This is a genomic window from Pseudomonas sp. AU12215 (genome assembly GCF_001675465.2).
Lineage (GTDB): Bacteria > Pseudomonadota > Gammaproteobacteria > Pseudomonadales > Pseudomonadaceae > Pseudomonas > Pseudomonas nitroreducens.
The window spans coordinates 83,935-104,336 of sequence record NZ_MACM02000155.1; the positions used below are offsets into that span (position 1 = coordinate 83,935).

At 63.9% G+C, this 20,402-nt stretch carries 26 protein-coding genes; 15 read left to right on the plus strand and 11 right to left on the minus strand.

Translation table 11 applies throughout. The annotated features are described in order from the left end of the window. The first annotated feature begins 29 nt into the window (after window positions 1-29). The 5 genes from A9513_RS24165 (at window position 30) to A9513_RS24180 (ending at window position 3,590) form a co-directional block, all read left to right on the plus strand. Entirely contained in the window at window positions 30-446 is a 417-nt protein-coding gene (locus A9513_RS24165; RefSeq protein ID WP_024764565.1) for a MarR family winged helix-turn-helix transcriptional regulator, read from the plus strand. Between the two features lie 74 nt (window positions 447-520). Next, complete coding sequence (locus A9513_RS24170; RefSeq protein ID WP_089285744.1) at window positions 521-1,714, plus strand: MFS transporter; 1,194 nt, start codon at window positions 521-523, stop codon at window positions 1,712-1,714. Continuing rightward, window positions 1,711-1,833, plus strand: coding sequence for a hypothetical protein (locus A9513_RS36615; protein WP_255302887.1), 123 nt, complete (start codon window positions 1,711-1,713; stop codon window positions 1,831-1,833). The genes A9513_RS24170 and A9513_RS36615 overlap by 4 nt, the downstream gene beginning before the upstream one ends. 48 nt (window positions 1,834-1,881) lie before the next feature. Then, on the plus strand, window positions 1,882-2,433 hold the full coding sequence (locus A9513_RS24175) for a glutathione peroxidase (RefSeq protein WP_065085790.1): 552 nt from the start codon (window positions 1,882-1,884) through the stop codon (window positions 2,431-2,433). 224 nt (window positions 2,434-2,657) lie between these two features. Beyond that, window positions 2,658-3,590, plus strand: coding sequence for a DUF2167 domain-containing protein (locus A9513_RS24180; RefSeq protein WP_038803295.1), 933 nt, complete (start codon window positions 2,658-2,660; stop codon window positions 3,588-3,590). Between the two features lie 250 nt (window positions 3,591-3,840). On the opposite strand, the gene A9513_RS24185 is transcribed toward A9513_RS24180, so the two are convergent. Genes A9513_RS24185 through purM form a run of 3 tightly spaced genes read right to left on the minus strand, consistent with a single transcriptional unit; the run spans window position 3,841 to window position 6,279 of the window. Next, window positions 3,841-4,557, minus strand: coding sequence for a DUF3108 domain-containing protein (locus A9513_RS24185; RefSeq protein ID WP_024764562.1), 717 nt, complete (start codon window positions 4,555-4,557; stop codon window positions 3,841-3,843). 10 nt (window positions 4,558-4,567) lie between these two features. Continuing rightward, on the minus strand, window positions 4,568-5,218 hold the full coding sequence (gene purN / locus A9513_RS24190) for a phosphoribosylglycinamide formyltransferase (RefSeq protein ID WP_024764561.1): 651 nt from the start codon (window positions 5,216-5,218) through the stop codon (window positions 4,568-4,570). Then, on the minus strand, window positions 5,218-6,279 hold the full coding sequence (gene purM / locus A9513_RS24195) for a phosphoribosylformylglycinamidine cyclo-ligase (protein ID WP_065085791.1): 1,062 nt from the start codon (window positions 6,277-6,279) through the stop codon (window positions 5,218-5,220). Before purM ends, purN begins: the two co-directional genes overlap by 1 nt. Window positions 6,280-6,492: 213 nt before the next feature. Here purM and A9513_RS24200 point away from each other — a divergent pair, with 213 nt between their 5' ends. Together A9513_RS24200 and hda are read left to right on the plus strand one after the other, a co-directional pair. Then, on the plus strand, window positions 6,493-7,533 hold the full coding sequence (locus A9513_RS24200) for a DUF2066 domain-containing protein (protein ID WP_065085792.1): 1,041 nt from the start codon (window positions 6,493-6,495) through the stop codon (window positions 7,531-7,533). Between the two features lie 145 nt (window positions 7,534-7,678). Next, window positions 7,679-8,383, plus strand: coding sequence for a DnaA regulatory inactivator Hda (gene hda / locus A9513_RS24205; RefSeq protein ID WP_024764559.1), 705 nt, complete (start codon window positions 7,679-7,681; stop codon window positions 8,381-8,383). A 24-nt stretch (window positions 8,384-8,407) separates the two neighbouring features. Here hda and A9513_RS24210 read toward each other — a convergent pair whose 3' ends face one another. The 3 genes from A9513_RS24210 to arsC are packed head-to-tail and all read right to left on the minus strand — an operon-like array spanning window position 8,408 to window position 9,804. Beyond that, window positions 8,408-8,857 (minus strand): DUF2069 domain-containing protein, encoded by a 450-nt coding sequence (locus A9513_RS24210; RefSeq protein WP_065085793.1) that lies wholly within the window; start codon window positions 8,855-8,857, stop codon window positions 8,408-8,410. After that, entirely contained in the window at window positions 8,858-9,454 is a 597-nt protein-coding gene (gene wrbA / locus A9513_RS24215) for an NAD(P)H:quinone oxidoreductase (protein WP_065085794.1), read from the minus strand. Further along, window positions 9,451-9,804, minus strand: a complete 354-nt coding sequence (gene arsC, locus A9513_RS24220; RefSeq protein ID WP_065085795.1) for an arsenate reductase (glutaredoxin) — start codon at window positions 9,802-9,804, stop codon at window positions 9,451-9,453. Before arsC ends, wrbA begins: the two co-directional genes overlap by 4 nt. 125 nt (window positions 9,805-9,929) lie before the next feature. Here arsC and A9513_RS24225 point away from each other — a divergent pair, with 125 nt between their 5' ends. Together A9513_RS24225 and A9513_RS24230 are read left to right on the plus strand one after the other, a co-directional pair. After that, window positions 9,930-11,159: a YihY family inner membrane protein gene (locus A9513_RS24225; protein ID WP_024764555.1), complete on the plus strand. Its 1,230-nt coding sequence runs from the start codon at window positions 9,930-9,932 to the stop codon at window positions 11,157-11,159. A 157-nt stretch (window positions 11,160-11,316) separates the two neighbouring features. Next, on the plus strand, window positions 11,317-11,511 hold the full coding sequence (locus A9513_RS24230; protein ID WP_065085796.1) for a hypothetical protein: 195 nt from the start codon (window positions 11,317-11,319) through the stop codon (window positions 11,509-11,511). 3 nt (window positions 11,512-11,514) lie between these two features. Here the strand turns inward: A9513_RS24230 and A9513_RS24235 are convergent, their stop codons facing one another. Then, window positions 11,515-11,910, minus strand: a complete 396-nt coding sequence (locus A9513_RS24235) for a hypothetical protein (RefSeq protein ID WP_037013718.1) — start codon at window positions 11,908-11,910, stop codon at window positions 11,515-11,517. Between the two features lie 185 nt (window positions 11,911-12,095). Beyond that, entirely contained in the window at window positions 12,096-13,505 is a 1,410-nt protein-coding gene (locus A9513_RS24240) for a PilZ domain-containing protein (RefSeq protein WP_024764553.1), read from the minus strand. A 30-nt stretch (window positions 13,506-13,535) separates the two neighbouring features. Here A9513_RS24240 and A9513_RS24245 point away from each other — a divergent pair, with 30 nt between their 5' ends. Together A9513_RS24245 and A9513_RS24250 are read left to right on the plus strand one after the other, a co-directional pair. Next, the gene (locus tag A9513_RS24245; protein WP_065085797.1) at window positions 13,536-14,006 is read left to right on the plus strand and encodes a TlpA disulfide reductase family protein; all 471 of its coding nucleotides are present in this window, start codon (window positions 13,536-13,538) and stop codon (window positions 14,004-14,006) included. Beyond that, on the plus strand, window positions 14,006-14,281 hold the full coding sequence (locus A9513_RS24250; RefSeq protein WP_024764551.1) for an acylphosphatase: 276 nt from the start codon (window positions 14,006-14,008) through the stop codon (window positions 14,279-14,281). Before A9513_RS24245 ends, A9513_RS24250 begins: the two co-directional genes overlap by 1 nt. 3 nt (window positions 14,282-14,284) lie before the next feature. Here the strand turns inward: A9513_RS24250 and A9513_RS24255 are convergent, their stop codons facing one another. Together A9513_RS24255 and A9513_RS24260 are read right to left on the minus strand one after the other, a co-directional pair. Then, window positions 14,285-15,241, minus strand: a complete 957-nt coding sequence (locus A9513_RS24255) for a hypothetical protein (protein WP_024764550.1) — start codon at window positions 15,239-15,241, stop codon at window positions 14,285-14,287. Between the two features lie 8 nt (window positions 15,242-15,249). Then, window positions 15,250-16,965, minus strand: a complete 1,716-nt coding sequence (locus A9513_RS24260; protein WP_065085798.1) for a proline--tRNA ligase — start codon at window positions 16,963-16,965, stop codon at window positions 15,250-15,252. A gap of 156 nt (window positions 16,966-17,121) precedes the next feature. Between A9513_RS24260 and A9513_RS24265 the strand changes: the two genes are divergently transcribed. Next, a complete protein-coding gene (locus A9513_RS24265) occupies window positions 17,122-17,484 on the plus strand; it encodes a PaaI family thioesterase (protein ID WP_089285724.1) in 363 nt (120 codons plus the stop codon). Window positions 17,485-17,569: 85 nt separating this feature from the next. Here A9513_RS24265 and A9513_RS24270 read toward each other — a convergent pair whose 3' ends face one another. Then, window positions 17,570-18,907, minus strand: coding sequence for an OprD family porin (locus A9513_RS24270; RefSeq protein ID WP_065085799.1), 1,338 nt, complete (start codon window positions 18,905-18,907; stop codon window positions 17,570-17,572). A gap of 441 nt (window positions 18,908-19,348) precedes the next feature. Here A9513_RS24270 and A9513_RS24275 point away from each other — a divergent pair, with 441 nt between their 5' ends. Genes A9513_RS24275 through A9513_RS24285 form a run of 3 tightly spaced genes read left to right on the plus strand, consistent with a single transcriptional unit; the run spans window position 19,349 to window position 20,256 of the window. Next, a complete protein-coding gene (locus tag A9513_RS24275; protein ID WP_024763351.1) occupies window positions 19,349-19,591 on the plus strand; it encodes a hypothetical protein in 243 nt (80 codons plus the stop codon). Window positions 19,592-19,620: 29 nt separating this feature from the next. Next, the gene (locus tag A9513_RS24280) at window positions 19,621-20,046 is read left to right on the plus strand and encodes an HIT domain-containing protein (RefSeq protein WP_024763352.1); all 426 of its coding nucleotides are present in this window, start codon (window positions 19,621-19,623) and stop codon (window positions 20,044-20,046) included. Window positions 20,047-20,049: 3 nt separating this feature from the next. Further along, complete coding sequence (locus A9513_RS24285) at window positions 20,050-20,256, plus strand: SlyX family protein (RefSeq protein ID WP_024763353.1); 207 nt, start codon at window positions 20,050-20,052, stop codon at window positions 20,254-20,256. Window positions 20,257-20,402 lie beyond the last annotated feature (146 nt).

Sequence of the window (20,402 nt, forward strand, 5' to 3'; positions counted from 1 at the left end):
GAGCGATTGCGGGTATATACACGTATCCCATGCTGACTACCCAATGTCTCTGTACCAAACTGCGCCGCTCGGCCCGTGCCGTGACCCGCGTCTACGACGATGCCTTGAAAGGCGTCGGGCTGACGACTGCGCAGTTTTCCCTGTTGCGACATCTGTCGCGGCTGGAGCAGCCGAGCATCTCCGACCTGGCCGAGGCCATGGGCCTGGACCGCAGCACCCTGGGGCGCAACCTCAAGCCGCTGGAAGCCGACGGCCTGGTGAAGCTGGAAGAGGGTGAGGACCTGCGCAACCGCATCGTCGCGCTGACTCCCGCAGGATTGGAACGCATTGTCCGCGGCGGCGAAGCCTGGGACGCGGCGCAGCAGGATGTAGCGGTTCACCTGGGCGATGACAAGCGTCGGCAACTGGAAGCCCTGCTGGATGAACTGGCCGCGCTGGAGAGCTAGCGCAGGCCAGCGTGCACTGGATACGAACGATTAGAAGCGGGTATATACCCGTGTAGGAGCAAGTGATGTCGAAGCTGTCGCGTACGGGGTTCTGGATACTGCTATCCGGCGCCCTGATCCTCGCCCTGTCCCTGGGCACCCGCCACGGCTTCGGCCTGTTCCTGGCGCCGATGAGCGCCGAATTCGGCTGGGGGCGCGAGACCTTCGCCTTCGCCATCGCCCTGCAGAATCTGATCTGGGGCATCGCCCAGCCGTTCACCGGGGCCATTGCCGACCGCTTCGGCGCGATGCGCACGGTGGTGGTGGGCGGCATCCTCTATGCCATCGGCCTGGTGCTGATGGGCTATTCCGATTCGGCCTTCAGCCTGTCGATGAGCGCCGGCCTGTTGATCGGTATTGGCCTGTCGGGTACCTCGTTCTCGGTGATCCTCGGCGCGGTCGGCCGCGCGGTGCCGCTGGAGCAGCGCAGCATGGCGATGGGCATCTCGGCGGCGGCGGGCTCGTTCGGCCAGTTCGCCATGCTGCCCGGCACGCTCGGGCTGATCAGCTGGCTCGGCTGGTCTGCCGCGCTGCTCGCCCTCGGCCTGATGGTGGCGCTGATCGTGCCGCTGGCCGCGCTGATGAAGGACAAGCCGCTGCCTATGCAGGGGCACGAGCAAACCCTGGCCGAGGCGCTGCGCGAGGCGGCGGGGCATTCCGGCTTCTGGCTGCTGTCTCTGGGCTTCTTCGTTTGCGGCTTCCAGGTAGTGTTCATCGGCGTACATCTGCCGGCATACCTGGTGGACCGTCACCTGCCGGCCACCGTCGGTACCACGGTGCTGGCGCTGGTGGGGTTGTTCAACGTGTTCGGCACCTATATCGCCGGCTGGCTCGGCGGGCGAATGAGCAAGCCCAAGCTGCTCACCGGCCTGTACCTGCTGCGCGGCGTGGTGATCATCGCCTTCCTCTGGGCGCCGTTGACGGTCTGGACTGCCTACCTGTTCGGCATTGCCATGGGCCTGCTGTGGCTGTCCACGGTGCCGCTCACCAACGGCACGGTGGCCACGCTGTTCGGCGTACGCAACCTGTCGATGCTCGGCGGCATCACCTTCCTGTTCCACCAGATCGGCGCCTTCCTCGGCGGCTGGCTGGGCGGCTACGTGTATGACCACACCGGCAACTACGACCTGGTCTGGCAGATTTCCATCCTCCTCAGCCTGCTGGCCGGCCTGCTCAACTGGCCGGTGCGCGAGCGTCCTGTCGAGCGCGCCGCGCTGGGGACGGCGTGAAGCGCCCAGTGGTGATCGCGCTGGTGCTGGGCCTCGGCCTGGCGCTGGCGGGCCTGGCGTGGTGGGGCTGGCAACGTGGTGGCCTCGCGCTGATGCAGTTGGGCATGGGCAGTTGCTGATGCCCGTCGTGCGGGGTAGCGTGACGGGATAATTCGAGGATCACTGCCATGCGTCTTTCCCTGCTCGCTCTCTCTCTTCTCTTGCCGCTGGCGGCCCAGGCCGCCGATTGCCCGGCGCTGCTCAAGACCCAGGGCGAACTGCCCAAACTGCGTTCCAAGGATGTGCTCGACCTGTGCAAGCTGTACGCCGGCAAGCCGCTGGTGATTGTGAATACCGCCAGCCACTGCGGCTTCACCCCGCAATTCAAAGGGCTCGAAGCCGTCTACCAGAAGTACAAGGGCCAGGGCCTGGAAGTACTCGGCGTGCCCTCCGACGATTTCAAGCAGGAAGACGCGGACGCCGCCGAGACCGCGAAGATCTGCTACGGCAACTACGGTGTGACCTTCAACATGACCTCGGTGCAGCACGTCAGCGGCGACGAGGCGATCCCGCTGTTCAAGGATCTCGCCCAGCAGGCCGACCAGGTGCCGCGCTGGAATTTCTTCAAGTACGTAGTGGACCGCCAGGGCAAGGTGGTGGCGGAGTTTTCCAGCCTGACCAAGCCGGATGACCCCGAGCTGCAGGCCGCCATCGAGAAGGCCATCGCCAGCCAGCTGTGAGGACAGCCCTCATGTAGGAGCGAGCTCGCTCGCGAACCGCTTGGCACAGGCGCTGCCGGCTGACTTGTTCGCGAGCAAGCTCGCTCCTGCAGGTGAATGTTGGCTCCGTGCCCGAATGCAGAAATTTCCTGTTACAGACCGACTGGGTCAGTGAGACAATCCGCGCCCGGCGCCACCACCGGTGGCCGCCGATGTCATGGATTCGATTCAGGAGATTCACCTCTATGGATGGCAAAGCCCTCTTCCTCGTTGCCTTGCTCGCCCAGGCCGTCGCTGCCCCGGCGTTCGCTGCACCCGCTACCTCCAACCAGAGCGAAGCCCCCGCGGCTGCCGCTGCTCCCGCCGCCGAGTCGGACGAGGAGATGTCGCCCGAGACCTTCGTCGCCAGCCTGCATTTCCAGAAGGGCAAGGTGGTAGTGGGCGACAACCTCGCCACCTTCGACCTGCCGGATAATTTCGTCTTCCTCGACAGCAAGGATGCCGAGCGCGTACTGGAAGCCTGGGGTAACCCGCCCAGCTCCGAGCCGCCGCTGGGCATGCTGATGCCGGCCGGCGTCTCGCCCTTCGAAGCCGCCTCCTGGGCAGTGACTGTGCAATACGAGGAGAGCGGCTACGTGTCCGACGAGGACGCGGCGAAGATCGATTACGCCGAGATGCTCAAGGACATGCAGGACGACCTCAAGCAGGCCAATCCGCAGCGCGAGCAGCAGGGTTTCGAGGCCATCCAGCTGATTGGCTGGGCCGCGCCGCCGCGTTACGACGCCGCCGAGAAGAAGCTCTACTGGGCCAAGGAGCTGCAGTTCGGCGACGCCAAGGAGCACACGCTGAACTACAACATCCGCGCGCTGGGCCGCAAAGGCGTGCTGGTTTTGAACTTCGTCGCGGGCATGGAGCAACTGCCGGAAATCGAGAAGAACGTCGGCAAGGTATTGGCGATGACCGAGTTCAACCCGGGCAACCGCTACGTCGACTTCAATCCCAGCGTCGACAAGGTTGCCGCCTACGGCCTGGGCGCGCTGATCGCCGGCAAGGTTGCTGCCAAGGTTGGCCTGTTCGCCACCCTGCTGGTTCTGCTGAAGAAGCTGTGGATCGTCCCGGCCCTGGCCATCGGCTGGATCGCACGGCGATTCAAGCGCAAGCCGTCGAACGAAGGCTGATTCTCCAAGCAAGGAAAAGCCGGGCGTTGCCCGGCTTTTTCGTTTCTGCGCCACTCGTGGCGTAGGCCCTGTGGGTGCGAGGGGGCGCCATCGTTATTGCCCGCGGATCGACCAACATCGATGTCGCCGGGTGGCTCTGTTCGCGAGCAAGGACTGGGCTTCCCCCTCGTTCCTACGAAGCGCTGTACGCCGCAGTGAGCGGCCAATAAAAAAGCCGGGCATCGCCCGGCTTTTCTTGTGCGCTGAAGGATCAGCCTTTCTCCCCCTGAACCGCCTTGCCGTTCACGGTGCCTTCCTTGAGCATGATCTGGTACTCCTTGCCGTCGGACTCCTGTTGGTACAGGCGCACGAGGAGGAAGTCCCAATCCTTGGCAAACCAGAGGATGGTCTTGCGGTTGCTCTTGGTGGGGTCACGCACCCGCTCCACCTTGATCGCGGTGATCAGGCCGGCCTGGGTACGCACCTTCTCCTCGCCGAGAACACGGAAGTCGTAGGTATCGACGTCGGTTCCCTCGATGACCTGGTAGCTCATGGCCTTCTTGCCAACGGCCACGTCATGCTGCAGCGCGAGTTGGTAGGTGGACTTGTCCAGTTGGCCCTTGTTCAGCGGCTGGCGTACCTGGTCGCCACGGTCGCTGCCCAGCACCTGCTTCTCGGCCCAGTCGAAATCGAGCTCGGTCTGCTTGTTCTTGCCCAGGCCTTCGCGGGCCCAGCGGTAGGTCAGCGGCAGGTAGGTGTCGTTCTCGACCTTGAACGTGCTGTTCTCGGTCAGGCTGGCGAGCAGCATGGAGGCCTTGAAATTCAGCTCCCAGCGGCCGCCGTCGCCTTGCTTGAGGCTGCGGGAGGCGGTGCCGCTGATGGGCATCTGCTTCCAGTCGGCGGTGTAGCTGGCGTCGAACGGTTCCAGCTCATAAGCCTGGGCCGGCAGGGTCAGCACGGCCATCAGGAATAACAGAGCTCTACGCATCGCGAATCTCCTAGGTTCGGTACGAATGGCCGGATGCGGGCAGAAGCTCCCCATCCAGCATGGCGCCATGTTCGCCGAGCCTGACTCGGCCTTCGGCGAACCAGCGCATGGCCAGCGGATAGATCACATGTTCCTGCACGTGCACGCGCTGGGCCAGCGTTTCCGGCGTGTCGTCAGACTCTACCGGGATTGCCGCCTGTACGACCAGAGGACCACCATCAAGTTCCTCCGTGACGAAGTGTACGCTGCAGCCGTGCTCGGCATCGCCAGCCTCCAGCGCCCGCTGGTGCGTGTGCAGGCCCTTGTACTTGGGCAACAGGGACGGATGGATGTTCAGCAGGCGGCCCTGATAGTGACGCACGAAGTCGGCGCTGAGGATGCGCATGAAGCCGGCGAGCAGCACCAGGTCGGCGTCGAAGCCATCGATGGCCTGGATCAGCGCGGCATCGAAGCTTTCGCGGTCGGCGTAGGCCTTGTGGTCGAGGAAACGGGTCTCGATGCCGGCCTTACGCGCGCGCTCCAGGCCGTAAGCGTCCGCGCGGTTGGAGATCACCGCGCGGATCACTGCCGGCGTGTCGGCGCCGGCGAGACTGTCGATCAGGGCTTGCAGGTTGCTGCCGGAGCCGGAAATTAGCACCACGACATTGCAAGGTGTGGACATCAGTGGCCTTTCAGGTTGTTCAGGACCACGCGCTCGGCGTCGGCGGCACAAGCCTCGATGCGGCCGATGACCCACGGCTGCTCGCCGGCGTCACGCAGGGCCTTCAGGGAAGCATCGACCTGATCCTGGGCGACGCAGATGACCATGCCGACGCCGCAGTTCAGCACGCGGTGCATCTCGGTCTCGTCGACGTTGCCTTTTTCCTGCAGCCAGTCGAAGACCGCCGGGCGCTGCCAGCTGGCTACATCGACCACCGCCTGGGCGTTGTCCGGCAGCACGCGCGGGATGTTGTCCAGCAGGCCGCCGCCGGTAATGTGGGCCATGGCCTTGACCGCGCCGGTCTGCTTGATCAGTTGCAGCAGCGGCTTGACGTAGATGCGGGTCGGGGCCATCAGCAGGTCGGCGAGGGGCTTGCCGTTCAGCTGGGTGGATTCGATGTCGGCGCCGGAGACTTCGATGATCTTGCGGATCAGCGAGTAACCGTTGGAGTGCGGGCCGGAGGAGGGCAGGGCGATCAGGGCGTCGCCGGCAACCACTTTCGAGCCGTCGATGATTTCCGATTTTTCCACCACGCCGACGCAGAAGCCAGCCAGGTCGTAGTCTTCGCCTTCGTACATGCCCGGCATTTCGGCGGTTTCACCACCGACCAGGGAGCAGCCGGCCAGCTCGCAGCCGGCACCGATGCCGGTGACCACGGTGGCGGCCACGTCGACATTGAGTTTGCCGGTGGCGTAGTAGTCGAGGAAGAACAGTGGCTCGGCGCCGCAGACGACCAGGTCGTTCACGCACATGGCGACCAGGTCCTGGCCGATGCTGTCGTGCTTGTTCAGGTTCAGCGCCAGTCGCAGCTTGGTGCCGACGCCATCGGTGCCGGACACCAGCACGGGTTGCTTGTAGCCAGCCGGGATTTCGCACAGAGCGCCAAAGCCACCCAGGCCTCCCATCACTTCAGGACGTGCGGTGCGCTTGGCGACGCCTTTGATGCGTTCGACCAGGGCTTCGCCGGCGTCGATGTCCACACCGGCGTCCTTGTAGCTCAACGAGGGTTGCTTGCTGCTCATAAATCCAGGCCTATAGAAGGGATGATTCGTCTTGCCGCCGGGTGCGCCGTTTGCGCTTCCCGGCCTGCGCGGGAGGCGCGGGATTTTATCAGGCTTGCCCGGCAGCGGCCATCTCGCGCTGTTGCCGCTGGCCGGACGGCTGTTTAAGGTATAGGCCTTCCTTGCCGTCGCGTTTGTCGACGGTGCCTTCGTTTTCCTGCGCGAGAACCCGCCATGCGCCTGACCGCCCGCCTGTTGATCCTCTGCCTGACGCTGTTCAGCCTGCCGTCCTTCGCTGAAACGCTGGGCAACCTGTACCAGGTGCACGAACCGGTCGCCTCCCAGCAGCCGGACGAGCGCAACGCCGGCCTGACCCGCGCCCTGCAGACCCTGGTACTGCGCCTGACCGGCAATGCCAGCGCTGCGCAGAGCCCGGCCCTGGCCGGCTACTTCAAGGACCCGCAGCAACTGATCAGCCAGTACGGCTTCGAGAATGGCCCGCCCATGGCGCTGGTGGTGGACTTCGACCCGACTGCCACCGACAACGCCCTGCGCCAGGCCGGCCTGCCGGTCTGGGGTGCCAGCCGCCCGAGCGTGCTGGCCTGGTGGCTGAACGAAAGCGCCAACGGCAGCAGCCTGGTCGGCGACAGCCAGGAAGCCTCCGCCCCGCTGAACCGCGCCGCCCAGCGCCGCGGCCTGCCGCTGCGCCTGCCGATCGCCGACCTCAGCGAACAGCAGGTCGGTACTCCCGAAAATCTCAACGCCGCCCAGCCGGATGTTTTGAAGTCCGCCTCCGAACGCTACGGCGCCGATGCCCTGCTGGCGGTGGACGCCAAGGAAGCCGACGGCAAGTGGACCGCCACCTGGCGCGTGTGGATGGGCGACAGCCGCGAACAGGGCCAGGCCCAGGGCGATACCCCGGACGCGCTGGCCGATGCGGTAATGCTCGGCGTGTCCCAGCGCCTGTCGCAGCGTTTCGTCGGTTCGGCAGGCTCGGCTTCGGCCCAGGTCCTGCAGATCGAGGGCGCCGACCTGGCGCGCTACGCCGAAGTCTCGCGCCTGCTGGAGCCCATGGGCGCCAAGCTGGTGGAGGTACAGGGCAACCGTCTCGTCTACCGCGTCACCGCCAGCCCCGAGCAACTGCGTGCGCAACTGGCTCTGGCCCGCCTGCAGGAAGCCCCGGCGGAGCCGGCGCAACCGGCGGTCGACGCCAATGGCCAACCGGTGCCGAACGCGGCCGTGCCGGCGCAGAACACCCTGCGCTTCCACTGGTAATGAGCCCTGCGGAGGCGGGCGAAGTCCCGCTTCCCGGCGCCGGTGGCTCTGAGTCGCACGTGGTAGCTGCGTTATCCTTCTGATTTGGATAAACTTTCAGTCACCAAGGCCCACCCCAAGCGATTGAAGAAACGCCCGGCCCGGCATGACTCCTATGCAGCTCCCACTCAGCGTACGTCTGCGCGATGACGCAACGTTCGCCAACTACTACCCCGGTGCCAACGCCGCGGCGCTCGGCTATGTCGAGCGTCTTTGCGAGCCCGAGGCGGGGTGGACGGAAAGCCTGATCTATCTCTGGGGCGCCGAAGGCGTGGGCCGCAGTCACCTGCTGCAGGCTGCCTGCATTCGGTCCGAGCAACTGGGTGAGCCGTCCGTCTACCTGCCGATGGCGGACCTGGTGGCCTACGGTCCGGAAATCTTCGACAACCTCGAACAGCGCGAGCTGGTGTGCCTGGACGATCTCGACGCCCTGGCCGGCAAGCGCGAATGGGAAGAGGCGCTGTTCCACCTGTTCAACCGCCTGCGCGATTCCGGCCGCAAGCTGCTGCTGTCGGCCTCGGTGTCGCCGCGCGAGCTGGGGGTGAAGCTGCCGGACCTGAAATCCCGCCTGACGCTCTCGCTGATCTTCCAGCTGCACCCGCTGACCGATGACGAGAAGCTGCGCGCCCTTCAGCTGCGCGCCTCGCGCCGTGGGCTGCACCTGACCGATGAAGTGGGGCGCTTTATCCTTACCCGTGGCGCGCGCAGCATGCAGTTCCTCTTCGACCTGCTGGACGAGCTGGACAAGGCCTCGCTGCAGGCGCAGCGCAAGCTGACCATTCCCTTCCTCAAGGAAACCATGGGCTGGTAAGCCCCGGTTTCCCCGACTCCCTTATCAGACGCTCGTCGCTTCCTGCTGCGGTTCCTGGCCTTCGCCGGCCAGCTTGCGGTCGTACTGGAAGCGCCAGCGCGTGTACATCAGCGCCGAGCAGAACAGCGACACGCTGAGGATGATCTCCGCCCAGCCGAAGATGGCGTGGTTGGGATCGAAGGCGTTGAGCACGCCGAGGATGAAGTACAGGTTGATCACGTAGCACGCCCAGGCATGGCCACGCGCGCTACCGATCAGGATGCCCGGCGCCACGACCAGCAGCGGCAGCAGCTTGAAGCCCAGGAACACCCAGGGTACCCAGCGCGCGCCGCCGTGGGCGTCGGCGAACAGCAGGTCCCAGATGACGATGAGCAGGATCAGCCCGATGAAGCTGCCCAGCGCCACCGCGCGGCTGGCGGCCAGCCGGGGTTTGAGCCAGTCCATGGGCGGCAGCGGTTTGTTCTTGCGGGCCATTCAGCTCTCCAGTTTGCGGGCGACTTCGGCCAGGCGCTTTCCGAGCGCGCGGCACAGGGTGATCTCGTGTTCGTCCAGGCTGCGCTTGCCATCGGCGCCGGCGAAATGGCTGGCGCCGTAAGGCGTGCCGCCGCCGCGGGTTTCCAGCAGGGCGGGCTCGCTGTAGGGAATGCCGGTGACGATCATGCCGTGGTGCAGCAGTGGCAGCAGCATCGACAGCTGGGTGGTTTCCTGGCCGCCATGCAGGCTGGCGGTCGAGGTGAAGACTGCCGCCGGCTTGCCTACCAGGCCACCGGTCAGCCACAGGCTGCTGGTGCCATCGAGGAAGTACTTGAGCGGCGCGGCCATGTTGCCGAAGCGGGTCGGGCTGCCGAGGACCAGGCCGGAGCAGTCCTTCAGGTCATCCAGGGTGGCGTAGAGCGCGCCTTCTGCCGGAATGTCCGGGGCGACGGCTTCGCACTCGGTGGACACCGCCGGCACCGTGCGCACGCGCGCTTCCAGGCCGCCGGCCTCGACGCCGCGGGCAATCTGCCGGGCCATTTCGGCGGTGGCGCCGTGGCGGCTGTAGTAGAGGACGAGGACGTAAGGCGTGCTCAAGGCAGGATCTCCAGAACCTTCTCCGGCGGGCGGCCGATGACCGCCTTGTCGCCGACGACGAGGATCGGCCGCTCGATCAGCTTGGGATGGCTGGCCATCGCCTCGATCAGTTGGTCGTCGCCCAGTGCCGGGTTGGCCAGGTTCAGCTCCTTGTATTCGTCCTCGCCGGTGCGCAGCAGTTGGCGTGCGCCGATGCCCAGCTTACCGAGCAGCGCCTTGAGTTCGGCCGCGCTGGGCGGAGTTTCCAGGTAGCGGATGATCTCGGGCTGGATGGCGCGTTCCTCGAGCAGTTCGAGGGCGCCGCGGGATTTGGAGCAGCGCGGATTATGAAAAAGTGAAATCTGGCTCATGTGCCGGGACTCGCAAGGCCGATGAAGTGGCGGCTATTCTAACCGCCTCCTCGGACTGGACTGAACCGCTGTCGTTCGCCGCGATCTACGAGGACGGTTTTTTCAGTGCAGCCAAAGGACACTTCATGCACGAACGCTTGCAGGGCCTGGTCGAATTCGGCCGCTATCTGGTCCAGCGCTTCCTGGCCGACAAGGCGCCCAACAGCGCCGCGGCCCTGACCTACACCACGCTGTTCGCGGTCGTCCCGATGATGACCGTGACCTTCGCCATGCTCTCCGCCGTACCGGCCTTCGAGGGCATGGGCGAGCGCATCCAGCTGTTCGTGTTCCGCAACTTCGTGCCCTCTACCGGCGAGGCAGTGGAAGCCTACCTGCGCAACTTCACCGTGCAGGCGCGCCACCTGACCTGGCTGGGCGTGGCCTTCCTGGCGGTGACTGCGTTCACCATGCTGGTGACCATCGAGAAGGCCTTCAACGCCATCTGGCGTGTGCGTCAACCACGGCGGGGCGTAACGCGCTTCCTGCTGTACTGGGCGATCCTCAGCCTGGGCCCGTTGCTGCTGGGGACCGGTTTCGCCGTGTCCACCTACATCACTTCGCTGTCGCTGCTCTCCGGCCCCCATGCGCTGCCGGGTGCGGCGATGCTGCTGAAGTTCATGCCATTGCTGGCCAGCGTGGCGGCCTTCACCCTGATCTATGCGGCGGTGCCCAACGCGCGGGTGCCGTTCCTGCACGCCCTGGCCGGCGGTGTGTTCACCTCGATCCTGTTCGAAGCGGCGAAGTCGCTGTTCGGCTTCTATGTCAGCTTCTTCCCCGGCTACAAGCTGATCTACGGTGCCTTCGCCACGGTGCCGCTGTTCCTGCTGTGGATCTACCTGTCGTGGCTGATCGTGCTGTTTGGTGCGGAGCTGGTCTGCAACCTGTCGTCGACCCGGCTCTGGCGTCGACGCGCCATGCCACGCCTGCTGGTCATCCTCGGCGTACTGCGGGTGTTCTTCGACCGCCAGCGCCATGGCTTGCCGACGCGCCTGGCGCACCTGCATCGGGCGGGCTGGTTGCTGCCGGAAGACGAGTGGGAAGAGGTGCTGGATTTCCTGGAGGGCGAGCAACTGGTCTGCCGCGCCGGCTCGACCACCGCGGCCTGGGTGCTGTGCCGCGACCTGGGCAGCTACAGCCTGCACCACCTGCTCAACCGCAGCCCCTGGCCATTGCCGTGTCTGGAGGCCTTGCCGACGACTCTGGATGAGCCGTGGTACCCGCAGTTGCGAGAAACGCTGGCGCGCTATCAGGCTGACCGACAGGAGCTGTTCGGCGATAGCCTGGCGAAATGGTTGAAGCCGTCACATTCCGAGTGACGCAAAACGTCAGTTTGCGGCGAATCTGATTCTGTCGCGGCTTTGTACCACTTCAGAAATGCGCCAATTCTCGCTATTTCAGAATTGGCACAGTTCTGGCTATGGAGGTAACAGGACACAGAAGTCCTTCAGAAGTTCCTCCAAGGCCAGCGAATCCATGAAAAAAGACCAGAACAACGTAGTGCACCTGCATCAGCGCGATCTGACGAGCGCTCTGGAGCGGTTGAATCGAATCACTGGTCTGCAATTCAGCTGCTGGCCTGAATCGCTCCTGCCGTCCGTCCCGCACGACAACGCCGAAAGCGTTGCGGCCGAGTCGTCGGATGAAACCCCGGTGCGACAGCTGGGCTGACCCTTAGAGGCTGGTGGCTACCGGACGCGCGGCGCCCGCCTGTTGCTCTACCGCCTGCATGAAGACCTCCTCGGCAATCACCCGCGACAGAGGAACGGCCGCGCGAAGCTTGATCTGCGCATCCTCGATCCGCAGGGAGAACGGCAGTCGGGCCACACCTGAGAGCAGGATGCGACTCTGTTTATTGACCGTGCCATGGTCGATCACCACTTCCCGGCTGCGCTCCCCATCGCGGTAGTTGAGCAACAGTGTTACCGGCAGGTCCGCTACGCCGGGCAGATGTAACCAGACCGCGACATTGAAGTCGGCCAGCCGTCCTCCATTCGCCGCATTGGCCGGCCGGGCGCTGGCGACAATATGGCTGGGAACCTTGCTGACAAGCTGGTCTGTAGGCTGCATCTGGCTGTCCTGTCGCTGGAGGCTGGCGTGCATGGCGCCAGTCGCATTCTGAAGGCCGCTGAGTTATCGGCGAGCGAGAATCGTCCCGAGAGTCAGAACGAACGTTCGAATTATAGGGAGGCAGATGCCTGGCATATCGGGCCTACTGCCGATCTTGCCTGTGACATCTCTCCCAAAATCGACAATCAGGCCAGGCGCAGCGGGTGGCGAGCTACCAGTGGCGTGCTGAGGTTGGCTGCCGGCAGGGGCAGGATGGTCTGGTTGTCGAAGCTGGCCAGTTGCAGCCAGAGGTTTTCGCCTTCGACGAATTGCCCCTGGGCGACCCAGAGCCCGTGATACCAGCCGTTGCCCGGTTCCGGTGTGCTCTGCAGCACGCCGGGGTGACGCTGCGCGTCAGGTGCGCGGCGCAGCCAGACCGGGCGGGGAAGCCCTTTGAGGTAACGCAGGCCCAGGTGCAGCCCGTCACTGTTGAGGTGTCGCCAGCGCACCACGGCCAGGGTGGGAGTGCCGCCGTTGCTGGGGATCAGCAGGAGTTGGCCGACCGGGAGCTGCCCGGCCTGCTGGCCGGAACAGAGAATGCGCGCGCCGCCCGCGCTGGCATCCATCAGCGTGGCTTCCCGGCAGGGGCTGGCTGAGCTGTCCAGCAGGTGCTGCTGGATGGCTGGGAGGCCGACTACCACGCGGCAGTTGCCGGTTTGTTCTGCACGCTCATGGCGGCGCGTCTGGTGGCCCAGCCAGTGGTGGCGGACGCGATCCAGCAGTGCGCCTTGCTCCAGTCGACGCAGCGGCGCGGGATCGTGCAGGGCGATCAGCAGGGCACCCAGTTCCAGCCGGCGCAGTTGCTCCTTCGGGGCATCGCGTGCCTGCTCTGCGGCCAGGCACGGTTGGTCAGAGCCCAGGTCGACCACGAAGCCTTCCTGTTCCTCATCGTCCCAGGGCAGCAGTCGACCCAGTGCGGCCAGCGGTGCCAGCGCGCTGAACAGTTGCGGGGCTTCCCCTTCGGTCAGGTGGAACGGATTGCTCAGGGCCAGCAGCAGGATCTGCTGGTACAGCCCGCGCAAGGTGCCTGCGGGCACCGGGTCGAAAGCGGCGGCAACCGGCTCGTCCAGGCACTCCTGATGCTCGCCGATCCAGTAGAGCAGGTGGCTGTCACGCCAGAGGCTGCCGGGCGGCTGCTGGTATTGCTGGTAATGGCGCAACAGGGCCTGGGCGAGGAAATGCTGGGCCATGTACAAGCACCAGGCCATGTGCGGCCGCGAAGGCTTGTGGCCGTGCAGGATCTGCAGCAACAGGCGCTTGAAGCCGGCGGCCAGCTCGCTGCAGAAGTGCACGAACAACGCCGGCGGCGTCTTTTCCTGGCGGATCAGCCGTTCGTAATGCCGGTATTCTTCGCTGAGGCTTTGCAGGGCGCGCTGCCTTTCCAGTAAGGTCAGCGCGCATCGGTTGAGGCGGAACAGCGTGCCCAGAGCCTTCTGCAAACCTTCCTGCAGGGGCTGCTGCCGCGATTCCTGTAGCCCGGCCGCCAGGTTGCTCATTGCCTCGGCGTCTTCTTCGAGGATGTCCGGCACCTCCAGGCGCAGGGCATCGAGCATCATGACCACCCCGCATACACGAGGATTGAAGGCATGGGAGTGCGGCTCCGTATTGTGATGGGCTTGATGGCCGGCCTGATCCTGGCCGGCTGCTCGGCGGACTATGGCACCGATCAGCATGGACAGAAAGTACCCGCTGCCGGCGTAGATGGCCAGTGGCTAGTTATCAATTACTGGGCCGAGTGGTGCGCGCCCTGTCGCAAGGAGATTCCCGAGCTGAATCACCTGGCGGAGGAGGGCAAGGCCAAGGGCTTCCGGGTGCTGGGGGTGAACTTCGATGGGCTGCGCGATGCAGACCTGGCAAAGGCTTCACAGGCACTGGGCGTGCAGTACACCGTGCTGGCCGATGACCCCGCGCCGCGGTTCAGCCTGCCGCGCAGTGAAGCCTTGCCTGTAACCTACATCGTCGACCCTGAGGGCAAGCTGCGCGAGCAGTTGCTCGGCGAGCAGACCGCCGCCGGCGTGCTGGCGCGCCTTGGCGCGTTGCGCGAGGAGAAACAGTAATGGCCAGGATCTGTCTGCACGGCTACATCAGCGGCAAGGTACAGGGTGTTTATTACCGCCAGAGCACCCAGGAGCAGGCCGAGCGCCTGGAAATCGACGGCTGGGTACGCAACCTCGAAGATGGGCGCGTGGAGCTGTTGGTCGAAGGCGAGGAAGACGCGGTACGCGAGCTGGAGAAATGGTTGGCGCGCGGACCGGTAAAGGCGAAGGTGGCGGCGGTGGAGCTGCAGCCGATGACACCCCAGGGCATCACCGGCTTCATCGTTCGCCGCTAGGTGTCAGTTGCTGACGCCGGGGTCCGCTGCCAGGCGACCGGCGTCGGTCATCAGGCTGTGGAGAAACTCCTTCTGCAGCTCCGGATCGTTGCGGGTCAGCTCGATCAGGCTCTGTTCCAGTTCGCTCGCTTCCTCTTCCAGGCCCAGGTCGGAGAGGCGTTTCACCCGGTGTACCCAGTGGTGCACATCGTCACCTTCCAGGTCATCGTAAATCAGGGCGTGGGCTTCCTGCAGCTTGCCGCGCAGAGAGCGGCTGACCAGCAGGCTGGCGTCGGCGCGGGTGTCGTCGGAAGGGTCCTGGACGCTGAACTGCAGGCGGCCGATGCGGCTGACCTCGTCGTCGCTGAACGGGCCTTCCAGCAGATTCAGGCGCAGCACGCCGTGACGGTCGGTCAGCAGCTCCTGGGAGTTCTTGCCGGCGGTGACGGTCACCGGGCGCTCCGACCAGGGCAGGCTGGAGTACTCGGTGCGCTTGTCGCGCTGTTTTTCGTCGATCGAGGCCAGGTTCTGCTCGGCACGGCCGTTGGACTCGACGTTCATGAACGGATTCATGCCATCGATGCCGTAGCGGATCCAGCCGCGGGTGACGCTCTCGGGCAGGTTGCCCAGGGCGAACACGTTGACCACGTTGGCGCCGATACCGCCAACGAAGGCGACGACGCCCAGCGGCATTTCGTAGACCTTGCGCCAGCCCTGGTACGGCGTGTAGCGGTCGTAGCGGCGGGTGACCTCGAACTCGGTGACTTCGAAGGTCTTCTGTTCCTGCACGCGAATACGCCGCTGCGGCAGTTCCAGCGTGCCCGGGGTGCCCACGTCGATCTGCAGGCTGTGGTCGAGCAATTTGCGCTCGACACGCTCTTCATGCTCGCTGCGTTGCGGCAGCTGGTTGGCGCAGCCGCTCAGCAGAAGGCTGCCGCACAGGGCGGCAGCCACGAGGCTTGAGGTACTTCGGGTGGACATCGCTCTGCTCAGTTGCCGATCTTGGCCGTGATGAAAGCTTGCAGGTCGGACAGGGCGACAGGCTGCGACTCGGCGTCACGGCGACCCTTGTACTCCAGGGTGCCTTCGTCCAGGCCGCGCTCGCTGACCACGATGCGGTGCGGGATGCCGATCAGCTCCATGTCGGCGAACTTCACGCCGGGGCTGGTCTTCTTGTCGCGGTCGTCCAGCAGCACTTCGAAGCCAGCGGCGGTGAGGTCCGCGTAGAGCTTGTCAGTGGCGGCGCGCACGGCCTCGTTCTCGTACTTCATCGGCACGATGGCGACCTGGAAGGGCGCCAGGGCGGCCGGCCAGAGGATGCCGCGGTCGTCGTAGTTCTGCTCGATGGCGGCGGCGACTACGCGGGATACACCGATGCCGTAGCAGCCCATGATCAGGGTGACCGGCTTGCCGTTCTCGCCCAGTACGGCAAGCTTCATGGCTTCGCTGTACTTGGTGCCGAGCTGGAAGATGTGGCCCACTTCGATGCCGCGACGAATCACCAGCGTGCCCTTGCCGTCCGGGCTCGGGTCGCCTTCCACGACGTTACGCAGGTCGGCGACTTCCGGTACCGGCAGGTCGCGTTCCCAGTTCACGCCGAAGTAGTGCTTGTCGTCGACGTTGGCGCCGGCGGCAAAGTTGCTCATCAGGGCGACGGAGCGGTCGATGATGCAGGGCAGCGGCAGGTTCAGCGGGCCGAGGGAGCCGGGCGCGGCGCCGATGGCGGCCTTGATGTCCGCTTCGCTGGCCATCTGCAGGGGGCTGGCCACCAGCGGGTGGTTGCCGGCCTTGATCTCGTTGAGTTCGTGGTCGCCACGGACGACCAGGGCGATCAGCTTGCCTTCCTCGGCGGCGTGCACCACCAGAGTCTTGATGGTTTTCTCGATCGGCAGGCCGAACTTCTCCACCAGGGCGGCGATGGTCTTGGTCTCGGGAGTATCGACCAGGCGCAGTTCTTCGCTGGCAGCGCCACGAGCGGTCTCGCGGGGCAGGGCCTCGGCCTTCTCGATGTTGGCGGCGTAATCGGTGGACTCGCCGAAGACGATATCGTCTTCACCGGATCCGGCCAGCACGTGGAATTCGTGGGAACCACTACCGCCGATGGAGCCGTTGTCCGCCTGCACGGCACGGAAATCCAGGCCGAGGCGGGTGAAGATCTTGCTGTACGCGCCATACATGACATCGTAGGTCGCCTGCAGCGAGTCCTGGCTGGCGTGGAAGGAGTAGGCATCCTTCATGATGAACTCGCGGCCACGCATCAGGCCGAAGCGCGGACGGATCTCGTCACGGAACTTGGTCTGGATCTGGTACATGTTGATCGGCAGCTGCTTGTAGCTGTTCAGCTCATTGCGTGCCAGATCGGTAATCACTTCCTCGTGCGTCGGGCCGACGCAGAAGTCGCGGTCATGACGATCCTTCAGGCGCAGCAGCTCGGGGCCGTACTGCTGCCAGCGACCGGATTCCTGCCACAGTTCGGCGGGCTGGATGGCCGGCATCAGCACCTCCAGGGCACCGGCGGCGTTCATTTCTTCGCGAACGATGGTCTCCACCTTGCGCAGCACCCGCAGACCCATTGGCAGCCAGGTGTACAGACCGGACGCCAGCTTGCGGATCATGCCGGCGCGCAGCATCAGCTGATGGCTGATCACGACCGCATCGGAAGGGGTTTCTTTCAGGGTGGACAGCAGGTACTGACTGGTACGCATCTTTGGCCGTTTTGTCGGTTGCGAAGGGGAATATAGGCTGGGCATTGTACGGTGCAGGTCTGGCTGCGTACAGGGCGCGGCGGACGGAGAGGGAGGAGTGGCGTGAGTCGTTTAACTGCGGCGCAGGTACAGGCGTTCATTCGCGCGGGATTGCCCATGGCGGACGACATGGATCTGCGCATCGATGCACTGGAAGGGCGCAGCGCCTTCGTGCGGGTTCCGTTCCACGGGCGGATGGTGCGTCCGGGGGGCACGGTCTCCGGGCCGACCATCATGTCGCTGGCGGACGCGGCGATGTACGCGGTGATTCTGGCGCAACTGGATAACGTCGAGATGGCTGTTACTTCCAACCTCAATATCAACTTTCTCAGCAAGCCGAAGCCGGAAGATCTGTTGGCGGAAGCCAAGATATTGAAACTCGGTCGGCGGCAGGTGGTTTGCGAAGTAGCTGTCTACTCGGTCAGCAATCCCGAGGAATTGGTCGCCCATGTAACCGGGACCTATGTTTTACCGATGTAACAGATACGTTCGAAGTTGTAGGTAAGTTGCAATAAAAAAGCCCGGCAGAAGCCGGGCTTTTTAGTTACCTGCGGTTCGTTCTGTATTACAGGACGGACAGCGGGTAGTCGACGATCAGGCGGAACTCGTTGTTGTCGCCTTCGGCCTGGTCGGTGTTGGCGCGGTGCCAGGCTTGGCGAATGCGGAAGGACAGGTCCTTCGCGGGGCCAGCTTGTACGACGTACTTGGCTTCGAAGTCGGTTTCGTGGTGCTTGCCGTCGTCGCCGTAGCCGTAAGCGGCATATACGCTGGTCGGATCGATGTGGCTGCCATCGATATCCTTACCAGTGATATAACGGGTCATGAAGGTCAGGCCCGGTACGCCGTACTCAGCCATGTTCAGATCGTAACGAGCCTGCCAGGATTTTTCGCCTGGGCCGTTGAAGTCAGAGTACTGAACGGAGTTGGCGAGGAAGATCGAGTCGCCACCTGCGTTGTTGTCACCTACACCGAGATAGTCGAACGGAGTGTCTCCGTTAACTTTCTGGAAGGCCAGGGTGAAGGTGTGGGCGCTCAGAGTATACGCAGCGGCCAGGGAGAAGGTGTTGTTATCGATATCGCCTGCTTTCGCCGAGCCGGAATCGGTGGTGCGGTAGTAGTTGAAATCGAAGCCCAGCGACTGATCATCAGCAATCGGCAGGGTGTAGTTCAGGTTGGTGTAGTACTGGTTCCAGACGTCCTTGAACTTCGAGCCATACAGAGAGGCAGTGAAGTTCTCGGAGAAGGCGTACTTGCCACCAACGAAATCGACGGTGCGGGCGTCGAGGTCGTTGTCGCCATACCAAGCGTAGGTGGCGGTCAGCTTGCCATCGCGGTTGGTGGTGTCTTGGCCGGTACCGGAGTAGTAGTGACCAGCCTCAAGGTCAAGGCCCTCGATCTCGCTGCTCATCAGTGCGATGCCGCTGGCGGTTTGCGGCAGCAGACGGGTACCACCTACAGCGAACACCGGCGCGGTCGGTTGCATATCGCCGAGTTTCAACTCGGTTTTGGATACGCGAACTTTCAGCGCTGCACCAGCTTTGCCGAAGTCATCAGCTTTGCGGCCATCGTCGTGGACCGGGAGGTTGCCGGTGCCGCCGTAGCCACGGCCGCCGTCGAGCTTCAGGCCCAGGTAGCCGAAGGCGTCAACACCAAAGCCCACGGTGCCTTGGGTGAAGCCGGAGCTGTAGTTGCCCCAGAAGCCTTGGGTCCAGTCGCGCTGGTCACGGCTACCGTTCTTGTTGTCGCGATTGAAGTAGTAGTTACGAACCAGGAAGTTCAGGCTGCTGTCTTCGACAAAGCCTTTAGCGTCAGCCTGATTACCTACGAAGGGTTCGGCCATTGCCAGTTGTGTGCTGCCTGCAGAAACCGCCAGGGCGATGGCGCTCCACTTCATCACTTTCATTGTGATTGCTCCTTTGGTTTTGAAATTATCTGCCATCACAGTGCCGCGGTGACGGCTCATTCTTTTTGTCGGCGCTAACTTATAGCACGCGTGTTCAGTTGGCGATAGTTGCCCAAATAAACACACGGAAACGTTACGGGACTGTCGCAAAGCTGCATGACACATGTCGCATTCAAGCAGTTTCGATGTTGCAAAAAGAGGTTGTCCCCCTCATTGCTCCAATGTTGCTTCAGTCTTGTGGTTTTACTCTCCCTCAACCACTTCATGCTTTCTCACGCTTCCGCGCCCACTTTCTGAAAGGGGTGGCCGTCGGAGCGATGTCCTTGCCTCTAGCAACAACCGTGCACAAATGCCCGGAGCCGCTTTCACAGTGCGCGTCTTGCGACGTGTTGGCGCCATTTCACGGCTTCTGTTGGGGATTTGCAACATGGAAGCGCGCCGATGTCGTTTTCCGACATCCCGCAGATCCCGCTGTTTAAACGATTTTTCAGCGCTGATGGCCGGGATTGCCGTGTGGTTTCCTGCACGCGCCTGTTGTCGGGATATGCCAATTCGCGTCATGCCCGATACTGGGGCAAGGCCTTGGGCGGCTTGCTCCGGGATGGGGCTGCGCCTGAGCATGTTCGCCGCAACGGCTCTCTAGTATTCTTCGCGCCCTTCGGCTCCTTCGCGGAGCTAGGCTAAAACAAGGCTCGTCGAGCAGGAGAAGTCTTATGTTCGCCCTGGATTCCCGTCTCCAGCAGGACACCGTTGCACTGGGGGATTTCCCACTGAGCAGCCTGCTGCTGATGAATGACTCACAGTACCCCTGGTTCATCCTGGTGCCGCGCCGCGAGGATGTGAGCGAAATCTTCCAGCTGGACGTCGCTGACCAGCAACAGCTGTGGCGCGAGGCGACCCAACTGGCTGAAGTGCTCAAGGACACTTTCGATGCCGACAAGATGAACGTCGCCAACCTGGGCAACGTCGTCAGTCAGCTGCACGTGCACGTCATCGTGCGCAAGGCGAGCGATGCCGCCTGGCCGGGCCCGGTTTGGGGCAAGCACGCGGCTGTGCCTTATAAAGAAGAAGAGCTGGCTCGCCTACGCGAGAAATTGCGCATGGTGCTGGGCGACGGTTTTCGCTTCAGCCAGGAGTAAGTGATGGATCTGGAAAAACGGATGGCCGATCTGGAGAGCCGACTGGCCTTCCAGGATGACGCGCTACAGACAATGAGCGATGTGGTCTATGAGCAGGAGCGGGTGATCGAGCGCCTGCGCCTGCAGATGCAGGCATTGCTCAAGCGCCTGGAAGACCTGCAGGGGCAGGTGGGTGTCTCGGACGACGAGGCGCCTCCTCCCCATTATTGAGCAGCAAGCGCCCGGTTTCCCAACACCACCTTGCTGAGCGCAAAGTCATCTCCCGGCAACTGTTGCGCATTCCTGAGCTGTGACAATCGGGCGCACAGGCAACTGCTGCTTGTGCGCAATGTCTCCCAGAAAATGGGAAACAGCCT

Coding starts and splice junctions, on each gene's coding strand:
- A9513_RS24165 (WP_024764565.1), top strand. CDS start 30: ATGCTGACTACCCAATGTCTCTGTACCAAACTGCGCCGCTCGGCCCGT.
- A9513_RS24175 (WP_065085790.1), top strand. CDS start 1,882: ATGCGTCTTTCCCTGCTCGCTCTCTCTCTTCTCTTGCCGCTGGCGGCC.
- A9513_RS24180 (WP_038803295.1), top strand. CDS start 2,658: ATGGATGGCAAAGCCCTCTTCCTCGTTGCCTTGCTCGCCCAGGCCGTC.
- A9513_RS24185 (WP_024764562.1), bottom strand. CDS start 4,557: ATGCGTAGAGCTCTGTTATTCCTGATGGCCGTGCTGACCCTGCCGGCC.
- purN (WP_024764561.1), bottom strand. CDS start 5,218: ATGTCCACACCTTGCAATGTCGTGGTGCTAATTTCCGGCTCCGGCAGC.
- purM (WP_065085791.1), bottom strand. CDS start 6,279: ATGAGCAGCAAGCAACCCTCGTTGAGCTACAAGGACGCCGGTGTGGAC.
- A9513_RS24200 (WP_065085792.1), top strand. CDS start 6,493: ATGCGCCTGACCGCCCGCCTGTTGATCCTCTGCCTGACGCTGTTCAGC.
- hda (WP_024764559.1), top strand. CDS start 7,679: ATGACTCCTATGCAGCTCCCACTCAGCGTACGTCTGCGCGATGACGCA.
- A9513_RS24210 (WP_065085793.1), bottom strand. CDS start 8,857: ATGGCCCGCAAGAACAAACCGCTGCCGCCCATGGACTGGCTCAAACCC.
- arsC (WP_065085795.1), bottom strand. CDS start 9,804: ATGAGCCAGATTTCACTTTTTCATAATCCGCGCTGCTCCAAATCCCGC.
- A9513_RS24225 (WP_024764555.1), top strand. CDS start 9,930: ATGCACGAACGCTTGCAGGGCCTGGTCGAATTCGGCCGCTATCTGGTC.
- A9513_RS24230 (WP_065085796.1), top strand. CDS start 11,317: ATGAAAAAAGACCAGAACAACGTAGTGCACCTGCATCAGCGCGATCTG.
- A9513_RS24235 (WP_037013718.1), bottom strand. CDS start 11,910: ATGCAGCCTACAGACCAGCTTGTCAGCAAGGTTCCCAGCCATATTGTC.
- A9513_RS24240 (WP_024764553.1), bottom strand. CDS start 13,505: ATGATGCTCGATGCCCTGCGCCTGGAGGTGCCGGACATCCTCGAAGAA.
- A9513_RS24245 (WP_065085797.1), top strand. CDS start 13,536: ATGGGAGTGCGGCTCCGTATTGTGATGGGCTTGATGGCCGGCCTGATC.
- A9513_RS24250 (WP_024764551.1), top strand. CDS start 14,006: ATGGCCAGGATCTGTCTGCACGGCTACATCAGCGGCAAGGTACAGGGT.
- A9513_RS24255 (WP_024764550.1), bottom strand. CDS start 15,241: ATGTCCACCCGAAGTACCTCAAGCCTCGTGGCTGCCGCCCTGTGCGGC.
- A9513_RS24260 (WP_065085798.1), bottom strand. CDS start 16,965: ATGCGTACCAGTCAGTACCTGCTGTCCACCCTGAAAGAAACCCCTTCC.
- A9513_RS24265 (WP_089285724.1), top strand. CDS start 17,122: ATGGCGGACGACATGGATCTGCGCATCGATGCACTGGAAGGGCGCAGC.
- A9513_RS24270 (WP_065085799.1), bottom strand. CDS start 18,907: ATGAAAGTGATGAAGTGGAGCGCCATCGCCCTGGCGGTTTCTGCAGGC.
- A9513_RS24275 (WP_024763351.1), top strand. CDS start 19,349: ATGTCGTTTTCCGACATCCCGCAGATCCCGCTGTTTAAACGATTTTTC.
- A9513_RS24280 (WP_024763352.1), top strand. CDS start 19,621: ATGTTCGCCCTGGATTCCCGTCTCCAGCAGGACACCGTTGCACTGGGG.
- A9513_RS24285 (WP_024763353.1), top strand. CDS start 20,050: ATGGATCTGGAAAAACGGATGGCCGATCTGGAGAGCCGACTGGCCTTC.